10 protein-coding genes are annotated in these 16,141 nt (G+C 73.2%); 4 read left to right on the top strand and 6 right to left on the bottom strand.

Going from position 1 to position 16,141, the window contains the following annotated elements; all coding sequences use genetic code 11:
* The first annotated feature begins 62 nt into the window (after positions 1-62).
* Positions 63-3,257: a trypsin-like peptidase domain-containing protein gene (locus ACZ6BG_RS16705; protein WP_469001582.1), complete on the top strand. Its 3,195-nt coding sequence runs from the start codon at positions 63-65 to the stop codon at positions 3,255-3,257.
* A gap of 32 nt (positions 3,258-3,289) precedes the next feature.
* Here ACZ6BG_RS16705 and ACZ6BG_RS16700 read toward each other — a convergent pair whose 3' ends face one another.
* On the bottom strand, positions 3,290-4,834 hold the full coding sequence (locus ACZ6BG_RS16700) for an acyl-CoA synthetase (RefSeq protein WP_469001579.1): 1,545 nt from the start codon (positions 4,832-4,834) through the stop codon (positions 3,290-3,292).
* Here ACZ6BG_RS16700 and ACZ6BG_RS16695 point away from each other — a divergent pair.
* On the top strand, positions 4,833-7,421 hold the full coding sequence (locus ACZ6BG_RS16695) for a penicillin acylase family protein (RefSeq protein ID WP_469001576.1): 2,589 nt from the start codon (positions 4,833-4,835) through the stop codon (positions 7,419-7,421). The genes ACZ6BG_RS16700 and ACZ6BG_RS16695 overlap by 2 nt on opposite strands.
* A gap of 32 nt (positions 7,422-7,453) precedes the next feature.
* Here the strand turns inward: ACZ6BG_RS16695 and ACZ6BG_RS16690 are convergent, their stop codons facing one another.
* Positions 7,454-9,004, bottom strand: coding sequence for an acyl-CoA synthetase (locus ACZ6BG_RS16690; protein ID WP_469001572.1), 1,551 nt, complete (start codon positions 9,002-9,004; stop codon positions 7,454-7,456).
* Positions 9,005-9,062: 58 nt separating this feature from the next.
* Complete coding sequence (locus tag ACZ6BG_RS16685) at positions 9,063-10,181, bottom strand: NAD(P)H-dependent flavin oxidoreductase (protein WP_469001568.1); 1,119 nt, start codon at positions 10,179-10,181, stop codon at positions 9,063-9,065.
* A gap of 149 nt (positions 10,182-10,330) precedes the next feature.
* On the opposite strand from ACZ6BG_RS16685, the gene ACZ6BG_RS16680 reads away from it, so the two are divergent.
* Positions 10,331-11,566 (top strand): FAD-dependent oxidoreductase, encoded by a 1,236-nt coding sequence (locus tag ACZ6BG_RS16680; RefSeq protein WP_469001566.1) that lies wholly within the window; start codon positions 10,331-10,333, stop codon positions 11,564-11,566.
* On the opposite strand, the gene ACZ6BG_RS16675 is transcribed toward ACZ6BG_RS16680, so the two are convergent.
* The gene (locus tag ACZ6BG_RS16675) at positions 11,563-12,894 is read right to left on the bottom strand and encodes an enolase C-terminal domain-like protein (RefSeq protein ID WP_469001563.1); all 1,332 of its coding nucleotides are present in this window, start codon (positions 12,892-12,894) and stop codon (positions 11,563-11,565) included. The two genes, ACZ6BG_RS16680 and ACZ6BG_RS16675, sit on opposite strands and share 4 nt — an antisense overlap.
* A gap of 275 nt (positions 12,895-13,169) precedes the next feature.
* On the opposite strand from ACZ6BG_RS16675, the gene ACZ6BG_RS16670 reads away from it, so the two are divergent.
* Entirely contained in the window at positions 13,170-13,958 is a 789-nt protein-coding gene (locus ACZ6BG_RS16670; RefSeq protein WP_469001559.1) for an IclR family transcriptional regulator, read from the top strand.
* A 71-nt stretch (positions 13,959-14,029) separates the two neighbouring features.
* Here ACZ6BG_RS16670 and ACZ6BG_RS16665 read toward each other — a convergent pair whose 3' ends face one another.
* On the bottom strand, positions 14,030-15,307 hold the full coding sequence (locus ACZ6BG_RS16665; RefSeq protein ID WP_469001557.1) for an amidohydrolase: 1,278 nt from the start codon (positions 15,305-15,307) through the stop codon (positions 14,030-14,032).
* Between the two features lie 132 nt (positions 15,308-15,439).
* Positions 15,440-16,075 carry a TetR/AcrR family transcriptional regulator gene (locus ACZ6BG_RS16660; protein ID WP_469001555.1) on the bottom strand — a complete coding sequence of 212 codons (636 nt, stop codon included), beginning with the start codon at positions 16,073-16,075 and terminating at the stop codon, positions 15,440-15,442.
* Between the last annotated feature and the right edge of the window lie 66 nt (positions 16,076-16,141).

Here is a 16,141-nt window from a genome sequence, read left to right as displayed (position 1 = left end):
ACACGGCAGTTGATCGGGTGGAGCCTAGCCAGTCGGCGGCTCGGGCGGAACAGGTGGCGGACGTGTCCGGACTGCGGGCCGGTCAGGTGGCGGAGATCCTCGTGCCGCACGACGCGGGCGAACGCCGCGGGTCCGGCTACTTGGCGGGGCCCGGCATCGTCCTGACCGCCGCGCACGTCGTCGCGGGGGCCGGCCTTGCGCGCGTGCGGTTCGACGCCGACCGGCCGGGCGAGTACAGCGTGGCCGCTGAAGTGCGCTGGCGGCACGAGGGAGTTGACGTCGCCGTTCTCCGCGTGCCGTCGCGGGCGGGGACGGAGGTGGGCACAGCGCGGTTCGGCCGGGTCCCCGAGGAGGATCTGCTGCTGCGGTGCAGCGCGGCGGGCTTCCCGCGCTTCAAGTTGCGCAAGAGGAGCGACGGTTCGCGATTCCGGGACTGCGAGCACGTCCACGCCACGTGTTCGGTGCTGGCCAACCGCCGTGAGGGCACGCTGGACCTGCGTGTGGCCCAGGCCGTCCCCACCGCGGCCGGGGCGCGCCCGGTGTCGCCCTGGGAGGGCATGTCCGGCGCCGCGGTGTTCAGCGACGGGCGGATCGTCGGCATCGTCTCGCGCCATCACCTCAGCGACGGGTCCGGTCGGCTCGGCGCTTCGCGGGTGGACCGCTGGGCCGAGACGCTGTCGGCGGACGAGCGGGAGGAGTTGGAGGAACTCCTGGGCCGCCGGCTGACGCTCGACGCCTTGGAAGCCGTACGGGAACAGGCGCCGCGGACGTCGTCGTACACGCCGGACGGTCAGCTCGACCACTATCTCGCGGCGGCCGAGCGCTACGCGGGCACGCACCCCTACGACGACGTGTCGTTCGGCCGCACCCCGCCGCTCGCGGACGTCTACCTCCGCCGGTGCGTCAGGAGACGTCTCATCGAGCACCCGCGAGGGGGCGAGGAGAACGAGGGAGCGGGGACCGTGGGCAGCCGCGACCGGCTCACCGCCCGGCTCTTCGAAGAGGTCTCCGCCGAGGAGGTGTTCACCAGCGAGGAACCCTGCGTCGTGGTCGCCGGAGCCGGTGGCGGCAAGACCAGTCTGCTGCGCCGCTGCCTCGCCCTCGGCATCGAGGCACGGCGGCGCGGCGAGACCGACGACGTGAGCGTCCCCGTGCTGGTTCCGGCGGCGTCACTGGCCGGGAAGCCGCTCGCCGAGGCCCTCGCGGCGGCGGCCACCGCGGAGTTGGCGCCCTTCGGGCTCCTGGAGACGCTCTCCCCCACGTTGTTCAGCAAGGGCCCCGGTCCCGGGTCCCGCTGGACGGTGCTGGTCGACGGGCTCGACGAGATCGCCGACGTCGGTGTCCGACGGGGCGTGCTGGGCAATCTCGCCGCGCTCGGCGAGGGCAGTCCCGCGGGCCCGTTCCGGTTCGTCGTCGCCACCCGGCCGCTCGCCGACGAGGAGTTGGAGAGCTTCAAGCTCCACTTCGTCCTCAAGCCGTTCCAGGACCACGATGTGCGAGAACTCGCCCAGGTGTGGTTCCGCTACCTGGGTCTGGCCGATCCGCCGGGGACGGCCGACCGCTTCCTGACCGTCCTGACGCGGGCGAAGCTGGCCGAGATGGCGAGCAGTCCGCTGATGGCCACCATGCTGTGCCGCCTCTACGCCGCGGGGCCGGACGGGACGCTGCCGAGCAGCCGGGGCGCGGTCTATCGGAGCTACATCGAGCTGCTCGACAGCGGCCGCAGCCCCGCCGGTCTCGTCCGGGTCCGGGCCCAGACCCGCGCCGCCCTCCAAGGGCGCGGCGACCAGGCCCTGAAGGCCGTCGAACACACCCTGGACCACCTGCCCGCCCTGATGGCCGAGGTCGCGGACGTCCTGCACGGCGACAACAGCCGGTCCCCGGTCGACGTCCTGGAGACGCTGCCCGCGGCGGAGCGCCCCCGTGCGGTTCCACCGCGGGAATGGCGCGCGTTCCTGGAGGCCGCGCTGCGCGGCAGCGGTCTGCTGACGGCCGGTGCCGGCCGGCTGGAGTTCTGGCACCAGACGTTGCTGGAGTTCCTGGCCGCACAGCACGCCATGACCGACCCTCACGCGCTGGAGCCTGCGCTCAAGCGCGTCTTCGAGACCGGCAGCCACGGGCAGTCGTGGCGCTTCGAGTACGGCATCCGCATCCCCAGCGAGTACCTCTCCTACATCGCCTTCCTCCTGGACGCGGCCGCGGAGGGCGGCGACCAGAAGATGGTGCGGCAGATCAGTGGGCGCCTGTGTCACCTGCTCGACGACGAATACCCGCTGCGCGCCTGCCAGTTCATCGCGCAACTCGCACGGTTCGGTGCCGTGCTGCCGCCGCAGGTCGTCACCGCCGTCGTGGCCACGGCCCTGCGGCTGCTCAGGACCGGCCCGGACCACCTCTACTCGTACGAGGAGGGTGACGAGATCGTGGACGTCGTGCTCGACGTGGGGCATGCCGACGCCGTCGGGCTCTGCGCGGAACTCGTCCAGGAACCCCAGCTCGACGACCGCACCGCCATGTGGGCGGCGCGGGCCCTGCCGCGCGCGGGCGGCGCACGGGGCGTCGAGCTGTGTGTGCGCCTCGCCTCGGACCCCGACCTGCCCGGGGCCGTCCGCGTCAGATCGGCGCGTGCGCTTGCCGGGTGGGATCCACGCGGTGCGGACCTGTGCGCCGCCCTCGGGCAGGACGCCGGTCTGGGTGACGAAGCCCGGGTGCGGGCGCTGCGCGCGCTGACGCGGCTCGGTGACCCGCGCGCCGCCGACCTGTGCGCGGGTCTCTGCGCGAAGCGCACGCTCAACGCGACCCATCGCACCTGGATGGCCATCCTGCTGGTCTCGCTCAAGGACGCGCGCGGAGCCGACCAGTACGCCCTGCTCGCCGCGGACACCCGGCTGGATCTCGCGCGCCGCCGCCGACTCGTCAAGAAGCTCGGCCGGCTCCCGTTCCCCCGGGCGGCCGACCTGTGCGCCGCACTGGCCGCGGGCAGTTCACTCGGCGGACCGGTGCGGGTCGCCGCGGCCGATGCCCTGTTGTCCCGATGCCCGGACGCCCGCGCCATCGCCCTGGCCACGGCGCTCACCGCGGAGGCCGGGCTGCGGGACGGGCACCGCGTCGCGGCGGCGCGTGCGCTGGCGCACCGGTCGCCCTGGCAGGGCACCGCCCTCTGCGCCGCCCTGGCCACGGACCCGAGCCTCAATCCCCATGCCCGTGCCGAACTGCGGCAGCTGCTCACCGACGTCCAAAACGCCCACGCCGAGCCGTGAGCGACCGCCTGGCCCGACCGGCCCGCCCCCGGTCAGCCCGCGCCGAAGCGGTCCCGCAGCTCCCTCTTGAGGATCTTCCCGCTGGCGTTGCGCGGCAGCGCGTCCACGAACACCACGCGCTTGGGCGCCTTGAAGTGCGCGAGCCGTTCGCGGGCGTGGGCGATGAGTTCGGCTTCGGTGACCTCGCCGCCCCGTACGACGACGGCGGTGACGGCCTCGATCCAGTGCTCGTCGGGGAGGCCGACGACGGCGGCCTCGGCGACGGCCGGATGGGTGTAGAGCGCGTCCTCGACCTGGCGCGACGCGACGAGGACTCCGCCGGAGTTGATGACGTCCTTCACCCGGTCGACGACCGTGAAGTAGCCCTCCGCGTCCCGCACCGCGAGGTCGCCGGAGTGGAACCATCCGTCCCGGAACGCCTCAGCGGTCTCCTCCGGCTTGTCCCAGTAGCCCTCGCACAACTGCGGCGAGCGGTAGACCACTTCACCCCGGGTGCCGTCCGGCACCTCCTTGCCCGCCTCGTCGACGACCCTCGCCTCGACGAACAGGACGGGCCGCCCGCAGGAGTCCATGCGGCCCTCGTGTTCGTCCGGGCCGAGCACGGTGGCGAGCGGGCCGATCTCGCTCTGGCCGAAGCAGTTGTAGAAGGCGAGGCCGGGCAGGCGTGAGCGCAGCCGCTCCAGGACCGGCACCGGCATGATCGACGCGCCGTAGTAGGCCTTGCGCAGGGCGCTCAGGTCGCGGGTGGCGAACTCGGCGTGCTGCGACAGGCCGATCCACACGGTGGGCGGCGCGAACAGGCTGTCGGCGCGGCCCGCCGCCACCAGGTCGAAGATCCGCACGGCGTCGGGCGCGTCGAGGACCGTGTTCTCGGCGCCGACGGCCAGGTACGGCAGCAGGAACACGTGCATCTGGGCCGAGTGGTAGAGCGGCAGGGAGTGCAGCGGCCGGTCGGACTCCTTGAAGTCCAGGGCGTGCACGGCGCTCATGTACTCGTGGACGAGGGCCCGGTGGGTGAGCATCGCGCCCTTGGGGGCGGCCGTGGTGCCGGAGGTGTACAGGAGCTGCGCGAGGTCCTCGGCGTCCGGTGCGGGGCCGTCGTAGGGGGCGGCGGCCGCGAGGCGCGCGAGGAGTGCGTCGTCGGCGTCCCTGAGCGGCAGCACGGCCACGTCGTCGGGGAGGCGTCCTGCGAGGTCGGGGTCCGCGAGGACGAGGGTGCTTCCGGACTGCCGGACGATGTACGCGAGGTCGTCGCCGGTGAGGTTCTGGTTGACCGGGACATGGACGAGGCCCGCGCGGGCGCAGGCCAGGAAGCCGATGAGGTAGGCGTCCGAGTTGTGGGCGTAGGCGCCGACGCGGTCCCCCCGGTCCAGGCCGGTCGCGCGCAGGACGGCGGCCGCGCGGGAGACGGCGTCGTCGAGTTCGGCGTACGTCCAGGCGCGGTCGCCGTAGCGCAGTGCGGTGCGGGCCGGTGTCCGGCGCGCGCTGCGCCTCAGGACGCCGTCGACCGTGCTGCCGCGCGCCGCCGCGGTGGCCGTGCCGTCGCCCGCTGTCGCCCTGCCGCGTTCACCCGTCATGGGCGTGATCCTGCGGGCGGTCCGGTACGGCGGTCAAGGGCCCCGCCGCGGGCGGCGTCGCCCCCCATCAGGCGCTGTCGCCCCACGTCAGGCGCTCCGGACAAGATACATACCGCTTGGTACGCTCCAACGGCCACTGCTCTCAAACGAGTTGGGAGGCTCTATGCGCATCCGCACGAGACCCGTCATGGCGTCGGTCGCCGCGCTCCTCACCGCGTCGGCCCTGCTGTCGCCCATGGCGTCCGCACGCGACGACGACCGCTCCCGCGACGCCCATCCGTCCGGCGGCGGCCTGTCCGCCACGATCCGCTACACCGAGTACGGCATCCCGCACATCCGCGCCGACGACTACGCGGACCTCGGATTCGGCAGCGGCTGGGCCCAGGCCGCCGACCAGGTGTGCACGCTCGCCGAGGGGTACGCCACCGTGCGCGGCGAGCGCTCCCGGTACTTCGGCGCCGACGGCGACCCCGGCGGCGAGCTGTCGTCGGCCACCACGAATCTGGCGAGCGACCAGTACTTCCGGGGCGTACGCGAAGCGGGCACCGTGGAGCGGCTGTTCAAGCAGTCCGCCCCGCTCGGCATGAGCCGCGCGAGCAAGGAGCTGACACGCGGGTTCGCCGCGGGCTACAACGCCTGGCTGAAGCAGAACCGCGTCACGGACCCGGCGTGCGCGAAGGCCGACTGGGTGCGTCCGGTGACCACCCTCGACCAGGCGCGGCTCGGCTACGCGGTGTCGGTGCTCGGCGGGGAGGGCCGCGGCGTCGACGGCATCGTGGCGGCCAGGCCGCCGGGCGCGGAGGCCACCCGCCGGGCGCCGGACCCGCGCCGGGCCGCCGCCGCGGCACGCGATCTCGTCTCCCCCGGCCCCGGCAACGCCGACATGGGCTCCAACGCCGTCGCCTTCAACGGCAGCACCACGGCGAACGGCCGCGGCCTGCTCATCGGCAATCCGCACTACCCCTGGCACGGCGGCAGGCGCTTCTGGCAGTCGCAGCAGACCATCCCCGGCGAGCTGAACGTGTCGGGCGGCTCGCTCATCGGCACCCCCGTGATCAACGTCGGCTTCAACGGCCAGGTGGCGTGGAGCCACACCGTCGCGACGGGCGTCCCCTTCAACGTGCACGAGCTGACCCTGGACCCCGCCGACCCGACCGCGTACCTCGTGGACGGCAAGCGCGAGCGGATGACGAAGCGGACCGTGACCGTCCCGGTGAAGGACGGCGCCCCGGTGACACGCACGCAGTACTGGACCCGCTTCGGTCCGGTGGTGACCTCCCTCGGCGCCCAGTTGCCGCTGCCGTGGACGAAGACGACGGCGTACGCCCTCAACGACCCCAACTCCCGCCATATGCGCACCGGTGAGGCCAACCTCCGCTTCGGCCAGGCGCGTTCGACCAAGGGTGTGCTGCGCGCGCTCGGCGCCACCCAGGGCCTGCCGTGGGTCAACACCGTCGCCGCCGACCGGCACGGCAACTCCCTGTACACGCAGTCGCAGGTGCTGCCCCGGCTCACCGACGAGCTCGTCGGGCGCTGCTCCACCGCCCTCGGCAAGGCCACCTACCCGGCGGCGGGCGTCGCCGTCCTCGACGGGTCCCGCGCCCAGTGCGCGCTCGGCAAGGACAAGGACGCGCTCCAGCCGGGCACCTTCGGCCCGTCGCGGATGCCGACGCTGGTGAACGCCCCGTACGCCGAGAACTCCAACGACAGCCCCTGGCTGAGCAACGCCGACCGGCCGCTGACCGGGTACGAGCGGGTCTTCGGCACCATCGGCACGCAGCGCTCGATGCGCACCCGCGGCGCGATCGAGGACGTCGCGGCGATGGCCGAGCGCAGCGGTCTGACGGTCAAGGACCTCCAGCGCCAGCAGTTCGCGAACCGCGCGCCGGCCGGTGACCTCGCCGCCGCCGACGTGGCGCGCGCCTGCGCCGCGCTGCCGCCCGGGACCGCGCGGACCAGCGACGGCAAGGCCGTCGACGTGGCCGAGGCCTGCCGGGTGATCAAGTCCTGGGACCGCACCCTGGACACATCGAGCAGGGGCGCGTTGCTCTTCGACCGGTTCTGGCGCGCCCTGACGGCGAAGGTGCCGAGTGCCCAGCTGTGGCGGGTGCCGTTCTCCGCCGCCGATCCGGTGCGCACCCCGAACACCCTCAACACCGGCGCACCCGGCTTCGCGACGGCGCTCGCCGACACGGTGGCGGAGCTGACGGCTGCGGGGATTCCGCTCGACTCCCGTCTCGGCGACCACCAGTTCGTCGTGCGGGGCGGAAAGCGGCTGCCGATCCACGGCGGTACCGAGTCCCTCGGCGTCTGGAACAAGATCGAGCCGCGGTGGAACGCGCCCGGCGGCGGCTACACGGAGGTGGCGCACGGCTCCAGCCACATCCAGGCCGTCGGCTGGGACGAGTCGTCGTGCCCCAAGGCCCGCACCCTGCTGTCCTATTCCCAGTCGTCGAACCCCAACTCGCCGCACTACAGCGATCAGACGCGGCTGTACTCCGACGAGCGCTGGGTGACGTCACGCTTCTGTGAGAAGGACATCCGCAGCGCGCCCGGCCTGAAGGCGGTGAAGGTCCGCCAGCGCTGACGCCCACGGGACGGGGCGGGGGCGCGGCGGTCTCACACCGCCCGTTCCCGCCCTTCCCAGTACGGCTCCCGCAACCGGCGCTTGTACAGCTTGCCGTTGGGGTCCCGGGGCATGGACGCGACGAAGTCGACGCTCTTCGGCCGCTTGTAGCCCGCGAGTCGGCGCTCGCAGTGGCGCAGGATGTCGGCGGCGAGCGCCTCGTCCGCAGGGTGCCCCTCGGCGGCCTCGACGACGGCCTTGACCTCCTCGCCCCAGTCGTCGTGCGGGATGCCGAACGCGGCGGCGTCGGCGACGGCGGGGTGGGTGAGCAGCGCGGACTCGATCTCCGCCGGGTAGATGTTGACGCCGCCCGAGATGATCATGTCGATCTTGCGGTCGCGCAGGAAGAGATAGCCGTCCTCGTCCAGATAGCCGAGGTCGCCGACGGTGAAGAAGTCGCCGATGCGGTTCTTGCGCGTCTTCGACTCGTCCTTGTGGTACGAGAAGCCGCCGGTGCTCATCTTCATGTAGACGGTACCGAGCTCGCCGGGCGGCAGCCTGTTCCCGTCGTCGTCGAAGACCGCCAGCTCACTGATGGGCCAGGCCTTTCCCACGGTCCCCGGCTTCTTCAGCCAGTCCTCCGCGGTGGCGAAGGCGCCGCCCCCCTCGCTGGCCGCGTAGTACTCCTCCACGCACGCGCCCCACCACTCGATCATCGCCCGCTTCACATGGTCGGGGCAGGGCGCGGCCCCGTGGATGGCGTGCCGCATCGACGACACGTCGTACGCCGCCCGGATCCCTCCGGGCAGGGCGAGCAGGCGGTGGAACTGGGTGGGGACCATATGGGTGTGGGTGCAGGCGTGCTCGTCGATGAGGCGGAGCATCTCCTCGGGCGCCCACTTGTCCATGAGGACGAGGGGGTGGCCGATGTGCAGGGCCGCGCCCGCGAACTGGAGCACGGCCGTGTGGTAGAGCGGCGAGCACACCAGATGGACATTGCCGTCGAAGGGCTTGATCCCGAAGATGCCGAGGAAGCCGCCCAGGTAGGACTCCTCGGGCGGCTTGCCCGGAAGGGGGCGGCGGATGCCGCGGGGCCGTCCGGTGGTGCCGGACGTGTAGTTCATGACCCAGCCGAGGGTGCGGTCTGCGGGCACCGACTCGGGCTGCCCGTCGACGAGTTGGGCGTACGGGCGGAATCCGGGTAGGTCGCCGACGGCGTAGCGGTGCGTCGCGGGGAGCTTCGCCTCGTCGGCCGCCGCGGTCGCGGCGTCGGCGAACCGCTCGTGCGCGATCAGGACCTTGGCGCCCGAGTCGGCGACGATCCAGGCGATCTCCGGGCCCACCAGATGGTGGTTGACCGGGACGAGGTAGAACCCGGCCTGGCTCGCGGCGAGGTACGCGGTCAGGAACTCCACGCCGTTGGGCAGCACGACGGCGAACGCGTCGCCTCGCTCGAGGCCCGCCGCGCGCAGGCCGTGCACGAGCCGGTTGACGTCGGCGTGCAGTCGGCCCGCCGTCCACTCCTCGCCTCCGGGGTCGACGAGGACGGTACGGCCGGGGTCGGCACCGGCCTGGGCCCAGAATCCGTTGGGCGGGGTGCTCATCGGGTCTCCTCGGGGGTTGGGCGCGGGGCGGCTCGGCGGGAGGTGCGGGGCGGCCCCCTCAGGCCCGCCCCGCGATGCGGTTCAACCGGTCGATCGCCCGCTCGAACCCGCGGGTCAGGTCGTCGAACACGGCCTGGACGCTGCGCTCGCTGTTCATTCGGCCGACGATCTGCCCGACGGGCGTACCGAGCAGCGGCTCCACCTCGTACTTCTGGATGCGCGACACGGCCTCGGCGACGAGCAGCCCCTGCAGCGGCATCGGCAGCGTCCCGGGGCCTGCCGGGTCGTCCCACGCGTCGGTCCACTCCGTGCGCAACTGGCGTGCGGGCTTGCCCGTGAGGGCCCGGGAGCGGACGGTGTCCCCGGACCCGGCGGCGAGCAGTTTGCGGGTGAGCGCGGCGGAGTGGAGGTCGGCCTCCGTCGTCGTCAGCCAGACCGAGCCGAGCCAGACGCCCTGCGCGCCGAGGGCGAGCGCCGCCGCGACCTGTTCGCCGCCGCCGATGCCGCCCGCCGCGAGCACCGGCAGTGGCGCGACCGCCTCGACGGCCTCGGGCGTGAGCACCATGGAGGCGATCTCGCCGGTGTGGCCGCCCGCCTCGTACCCCTGCGCCACGACGATGTCGATGCCTGCGTCCGCGTGCTTGCGGGCGTGCCGGGCGCTGCCCGCGAGGGCGGCGACGAGCACGCCCTGGTCGTGGGCGCGGGTGACGACGTCGGCGGGCGGTGAGCCGAGGGCGTTGGCGAGCAGCTTGATGGGGTAGTCGAAGGCGACGTCGAGCTGGCCGCGCGCCACCTGCTCCATCCAGCCGGTGATGCGCCAGCCGGACGCCTCGCCCTCGGCGAGCGCGGGCACGCCGTGCTTGGCGAGGGTCTCCTCGACGAACTGCCGGTGCGCCGCGGGGATCATCGCCTCCACGTCGGCCTCGGTCGGCGACTGCCCTCCGGGAGCCTCGGCCCGCTTCGCGGGCATGACGACGTCGAGCCCGTAGGGCAGGCCGTCCACATGCTCCTGCATCCAGTCGAGGTCGCGCGCGAGGTCGTCGGGCGCGGTGTAGCGGACCGCGCCGAGCACCCCGAACCCGCCCGCCCGGCTGATGGCGGCCGCCACGGCGGGGAACGGCGTGAAGCCGAAGACGGCGTACTCGACTCCGAGTTGCTTGCTCAGCTCCGTCTGCATGGGCGCAGGATGCCGCAGCGGCCCGGACGAGGGAAGAGGTTTCTGATGCAGTGTCAGATAATTTACGCGAGCACGGACCTGACCGTACGGTCAGCAGTCTGACCGATCGGTTAGGGTGGCGCGCACGACACTCACGAGGGGACCCGGGGATGGAACGCACGACGTGCTGTGTGGTGGGCGGCGGACCGGCGGGCATGATGCTGGGCCTGCTCCTCGCCAGGGCCGGGGTCGAGGTCACCGTCCTGGAGAAGCACGGGGACTTCCTGCGCGACTTCCGGGGCGACACGGTGCACCCGTCGACGCTGCGACTCCTGGACGAACTGGGCCTGGGCGAGCGGTTCGACCGGCTGCCAGCGCAGCGGCTCACGCAGATGCGGATGCATGTCGAGGGCACCACGTTCGTGGCGGCCGACCTGCGCCGGGTACCCGGTCGCCGCAAGTACATCGCGATGGTCCCGCAGTGGGACTTCCTCGACCTGCTCGCGTCGGCGGCGGCCGAGGAGCCGTCGTTCAGGCTGCGGATGCGCACGGCGGTGACGGGACTGCGCACGGACGCGGCGGGGCGGGTCACCGGCGTGACGTACACCGACGAACAGGGCGTGCCGGGCGAGCTGGCGGCCGATCTGACCGTGGCCTGCGACGGCCGGGACTCCGTGGTCCGGGCGGCGGCCGGACTCGTGCCCCGGTCGTTCGAGGTGCCGATGGACGTGTGGCAGGTCAGGGTCCCCGCGCCGCGCGACCGCCGCAAGCGCGGCCAGGTGTTCCTGAGCGTCCGCGACGGCCAGGTCGCCGCCACGATGGACCGCGGCGACTACTACCAGACCTCCTACCTCATCAAGAAGGGCACGGACGCCCGGCTGCGCGCCCACGACATCGCCTGGTTCCGCGACCGTCTGGGCGCCCTTCTCGGCTGGGACGACGAAGCGCTGCTCGCGATCGGGTCCTGGGACGACGTGCTGCTCCTCGACGTCACCATGGGCCGCCTCCCCCGCTGGTACCGCGACGGACTCCTGTGCATCGGCGACGCCGCCCACACCATGTCCCCGGTGGGCGGCGTCGGCGTCAACCTCGCCGTCCAGGACGCCGTGGCCGCGGCCCGCCACCTGGCAGCGCCCCTGCGCCGAGGTCGCCCCACGACCACCGATCTGCACCGCGTCCAGCGCCGCCGCGAGTTCCCCGCCGCCCTGACCCAGCGCTCCCAACTCACCGAACACGAGACCCTCCTCCGCCCCGCCCTCGACGGCACCCTCCGCCCCGGCCGTCTGCCGACCCCGCTCCGGCTGCTCCGACGGGTGCCGCTGCTGCGGATGGTGGCGGGGTACGTGGGCGGGGTGGGGGTGCGTCCGGAGCACGCGCCCGGGTTCGCGCGGCGGGGGCCGCGCTAGCGCACCAGGCAGGGACGCTTCGCGTCGAACGTCCAGCCCGGGACGAGGCACCGCATCCCGGCGCTGTCGTCGCGGGCGCCCAGGGCCTTCTCCCGGTAGAGGTCGTGGGCCGCGTGGAGGCGGTCCGGGTCGAGGGTGATGCCGAGGCCCGGGGCGTCGGGGACGGATATCTCGCCGTTGCTGATCCGGGGCGGGGTGACCGTCAGGCGTTCCAGGCCCTCCTGCCAGATCCAGTGGGTGTCCAGGGCGTTGTAGGGGCCGGGGGCCGCGGCGCCGCAGTGCGTGACCATGGCCAGGGAGATGTCGAAGTGGTTGTTGGAGTGGCAGCCCCAGGTCAGGCCCATCGCGTTGCAGAGCTGGGCGACGCGCACCGAGCCCCGCATGGTCCAGAAGTGCGGGTCGGCCAGGGGGATGGAGACGGACTGGAGGGCGAGGGCGTGCGTCAGCTGCCGCCAGTCGGTGGCGATCATGTTGGTGGCGGTCGGCAGGCCGGTGGCGCGGCGGAACTCGGCCAGGATCTCCCGGCCCGAGTAGCCGTCCTCGGCCCCGCAGGGGTCCTCGGCGTAGGCGAGGGTGCCGACCAGGGGCGCGCACAGGTCGACGGCCTCGCGCAGTGACCAGGCGCCGTTCGGGTCCAGGGTGATCCGCGCCTCGGGGAAGCGGTCCTTGAGGGCGCGTACCGCCTCGACCTCATCGGCGCCCGGCAGGACCCCGCCCTTGAGCTTGAAGTCCCGGAAGCCGTACAGGGCGTGGGCCGCCTCGGCCTGGCGGACGATGGCCTGCGGCGTCAGGGCCTCCTCGTGCCGGAGGCGGTACCACTCGACGTCCGAGTCCGGCTCCCGGACGTAGTCCAGGTCGGTGCGGTCGGGGTCGCCGACGTAGAAGAGGTAGCCGAGTACGCGTACGGAGTCGCGCTGTTGGCCGTCGCCGAGCAGCGCGGCCACCGGGACGTCGAGGTGCTGGCCGAGCAGGTCGAGCAGGGCCGACTCGACGGCCGTGACGGCGTGCACGGTCGTCCGCAGGTCGAAGGTCTGGGCGCCGCGTCCGCCCGCGTCACGGTCCGCGAAACGGCTCCCCATCGCGCGCAGCACCCGCTTGTAGTCGCCCAACTGGGCGCCCATGACGAGGGGTTCGGCGTCCCGCAGCGTCTGCGTGATCTTCTCGCCGCCCGGCACCTCCCCCAGGCCCGTACGGCCTTCGGAGTCCCCCAGGACCACGATGTTGCGGGTGAAGTAGGGGCCGTGGGCCCCGGAGAGGTTCAGCTCCATGCAGTCGCGGCCCGCGACCGGGTAGACGGCGAAGTGCGTGACGGTCGGCTGGCTGCTCATGCCTGTCGAGGTCCTTTCGGGAGAGAGGGAGGGGGTGCGCGAGGTCGTGGTGGTCCGGTGCTCTCAGAGGTCGAGGACGTCCAGGGTCCGCCGGGCGCGCCCCGGACTCATCCCCGTATGCAGATGATGTACACGTATGGGAACGGAGATTATGGGGGTGAACAGGCGGGGGTCAATGGGTGCGGCACCGTCCATGAGGGCGTGGCTCCGCGATGGGGCATGGCGACGTGAACGGCCGCGGACAGCAGGCCATCGCGCGGAATTACGATGAGGCCATGGCGAAGACGAGCGGGACCCGCGGGGTGAAGTCGGCGGCCCGCACCGTGGAGCTGCTCGAACTGCTCGCGGCCCGGGGCGACCGGCCCGCCCGCCTGGACGAACTGGCCGCGGAACTCGGCGTACCGCGCAGCAGCATGTACCAGCTGCTCCAGACCCTCGTCGACTGCGGCTGGGTGCGCTCCGACACGACCGGGTCCCTCTACGGCATCGGGATCCGCGCCCTGCTCACGGGCACCAGCTACCTGGACAGCGACCCGCGCGTGCGCCGGGTCCGCCCCGCGCTCGACCAGGCCTCGGACGCGCTCGGCGAGACGATCCACCTGGCCCGGCTGGACGGCCCGAACGTCGTCTACCTCGCGACGCGCGAGTCCCACGCGTACGCGCGCAGCCTCAGCCGCGTCGGCCGCCGGGTCCCGGCGCACGCGGGAGCCCTCGGCAAGGCCCTGCTGGCCGAGCGGCCCGACGACGAACTCCCGCTCCCCGAGGGCCCGTTGGCCGCGTACACGGAGAACACGCACACCGAGAGGAAGGCGCTCCTCACCGACCTCGCCGGAGTCCGCGAGCGCGGCTACTCCATCGACCGCGAGGAGACGGTGACCGGCATCGCGGGCTTCGGCTTCGCTCTGCGCTACGACGTACCGGCCACCGACGCCATCAGCTGTTCCGTGCCCGTGGCACGGCTCAGCGAGGAGCACGAGACCCGGATCGTGGCGGTCATGCGGGAGACCCGGGCCCGGATCGAGAGTGTCGTCGCACCGGCGCCTGGCGCTCCCGACTGGCGCTGACGCTCAGGCCGTACGCCGCCCGCTCAGGGCGCATGCCGCCCGCCCCGGCCGAACTCCCCGCCGCCCGACCCTCACTCCGGCCGCCCCAGCCACTCCAGCGCCGCCGTCGTCAGCGCCGTCACGCCGGTGGTGACGGCCGGTTCGGGCACGGGCGCGAAGCGCGGCGAGTGGTTGGACGGGATGTCGCGGTCCACGGTGCCCGCGGCCTGTGCCGCGGCGTACGTCGCGGGGTCGCAGCCGCCGAACAGCCAGTAGCAGACCGGGGCCTTGGCCGCCGTGCCGAGGATCCCCACGTCCTCGCTACCGGTCACGGGCCCCGGGTCGATCACCTGCCCGTCGCCGACGACCGCGCCGATCGCGGCCATGGTCCTGGCCACCGCCACCTCGTCGTTGACGAGCACCGGGAACGCGTCGAGCTGCGTGAACTCCGGCTCGCGCTCGGCCCCCGCCACCCACGCCTCACCGCGCACGATCCGCTCGACGGCGGCCCGCATCCGCACCCGGATGTCCTCCTTGTAGGAGCGGATGCTCAGCCGCAGCTCGGCCTCGTCCGGGATGATGTTGTCCACCGTGCCCGCCCGCAGCGACCCCACGGTGAGCACGGCCGTCTCCCCCGCCGGGACCTCGCGCGAGACGACGGTCTGCAACCGCATCACCGTCGCGGCGGCCATCACCACGGGGTCGACGGACGTCTCCGGCCGGGAGCCGTGCGCGCCCTTGCCGTACATGACGACCTTCAGCGAGTCGGTGGCCGCGAACGCCGCTCCGGCGTGACAGGCCACCATGCCCGCGGGCAGCGGCGCGACATGCTGGCCGAGCACCACGTCCGGCGTCCCGAAGCGCTCGAAGATGCCGTCGTCGACCATCGCCCGCGCGCCCTCGCCGATCTCCTCGGCGGCCTGGAACGCGGCGACGATCCGCCCGCGCCAGCTCGCGCGCGCCTCCGCGAGCAGCTTCAGGGTGCCAAGGAGGCAGGTGACGTGCATGTCGTGGCCGCAGGCGTGCATCACGCCCTCGGTGCGGGAGGCGTAGGGCAGGCCGGTGCGTTCGACGAGGGGCAGGGCGTCGAAGTCGGCGCGCAGCAGGACGGTGGGGCCTTCGCCGTTGTCGAGGACGGCCACGACGCCGGTACGGCCCACGCCGGGCGTGACGTCGCAGCCGTACGCCGTGGCGCGCCGGGCGATCTCGGCGGCGGTGCGGTGTTCCTCGAAGGACAGCTCCGGGTGGGCGTGCAGATCCCGGTACAGGGCGACGAGTTCGGGCAGGGCGGCGTCGAGGCCGCGCAGAGCGGGGGGTATGGACTCGGCGGGCGGGTCCTGCGGTTCGGACGGGGAGTTGCTGACGCCCATGCGACGCTCCTTCGGCACGCGGTTGCGGCGTCGCCCCGCGGCCCCGGCGGCCGACGGCTCACGCCCCCCAAGTGCTGCCCACGGCCCACGGGCCACACACCTGTGCGCTCCGCGCCCGCCGCACACCCGGTTTCAGCGGTCGCCGCCCCCGACCCCGATCGCGTTCAGCGTGAACGTCTCCAGCTCGTCCGCCGCCGCGTCCAGGTCGAGGTCGGGGTGGGCAAGCCAGTGGCCGATGACGCCGTCGATGGCGCCGCCGACGGCGAGGGAGACGGTGCGGACGTCGAACGGGCGGAAGCTGCCCGCCCGCTGGCCCGCGGCCAGGAGGTCGGCGAGTGCCTGCCAGCGGCCCGCGGTGTCGTGGCCGCCGGGGGTCTTGAGGCGGGTGCCGCCGTGGTCGTCCAGGAGCATCTCCGTGATGACCCGGACGTGGCGGCGGTGCGCCTGCTGGTAGCCGATCATGGCGCGGACGTAGGCGATGACGGCGGCGCGCGGGTCCGCCTCGGCCGCGACGCGTGCGCCGACGTACGCGGTGAACTCCTCAAGGACATGGTCCAGGGTCGCGCGGGTCAGGTTGTCCTTCGAGGAGAAGTGGTAGAGGACGGCCGCCTTGGACAGGCCCGCCTGTTCCGCGATGGCGGACAGGGACGTCGCGGGGTAGCCCTTGGTGGAGATCAGGTCGATCGTGCACTCGATGAGCTGACGGCGGCGCGCCTGTTCGGTGAACGTCGGGGAGCCCCCGCTGCAACCGGCGCGTCGGGAAGCCATGGTGAGCACCTCTTGTCTCCGTCACTCACGCGTGGGTCCTCCTCGCGCATCGAACGGTGTCCGACC

This window comes from Streptomyces sp. NPDC041205 (assembly GCF_055591765.1).
This window is presented reverse-complemented; position numbering and strand designations above follow the sequence as displayed.

Excerpts from the sequence above, each read along its gene's own strand:
- ACZ6BG_RS16695 (WP_469001576.1), top strand. The coding sequence starts at position 4,833 with ATGGGCGTGATCCTGCGGGCGGTCCGGTACGGCGGTCAAGGGCCCCGC.
- ACZ6BG_RS16700 (WP_469001579.1), bottom strand. The coding sequence starts at position 4,834 with ATGACGGGTGAACGCGGCAGGGCGACAGCGGGCGACGGCACGGCCACC.
- ACZ6BG_RS16690 (WP_469001572.1), bottom strand. The coding sequence starts at position 9,004 with ATGAGCACCCCGCCCAACGGATTCTGGGCCCAGGCCGGTGCCGACCCC.
- ACZ6BG_RS16685 (WP_469001568.1), bottom strand. The coding sequence starts at position 10,181 with ATGCAGACGGAGCTGAGCAAGCAACTCGGAGTCGAGTACGCCGTCTTC.
- ACZ6BG_RS16680 (WP_469001566.1), top strand. The coding sequence starts at position 10,331 with ATGGAACGCACGACGTGCTGTGTGGTGGGCGGCGGACCGGCGGGCATG.
- ACZ6BG_RS16675 (WP_469001563.1), bottom strand. The coding sequence starts at position 12,894 with ATGAGCAGCCAGCCGACCGTCACGCACTTCGCCGTCTACCCGGTCGCG.
- ACZ6BG_RS16670 (WP_469001559.1), top strand. The coding sequence starts at position 13,170 with ATGGCGAAGACGAGCGGGACCCGCGGGGTGAAGTCGGCGGCCCGCACC.
- ACZ6BG_RS16665 (WP_469001557.1), bottom strand. The coding sequence starts at position 15,307 with ATGGGCGTCAGCAACTCCCCGTCCGAACCGCAGGACCCGCCCGCCGAG.
- ACZ6BG_RS16660 (WP_469001555.1), bottom strand. The coding sequence starts at position 16,075 with ATGGCTTCCCGACGCGCCGGTTGCAGCGGGGGCTCCCCGACGTTCACC.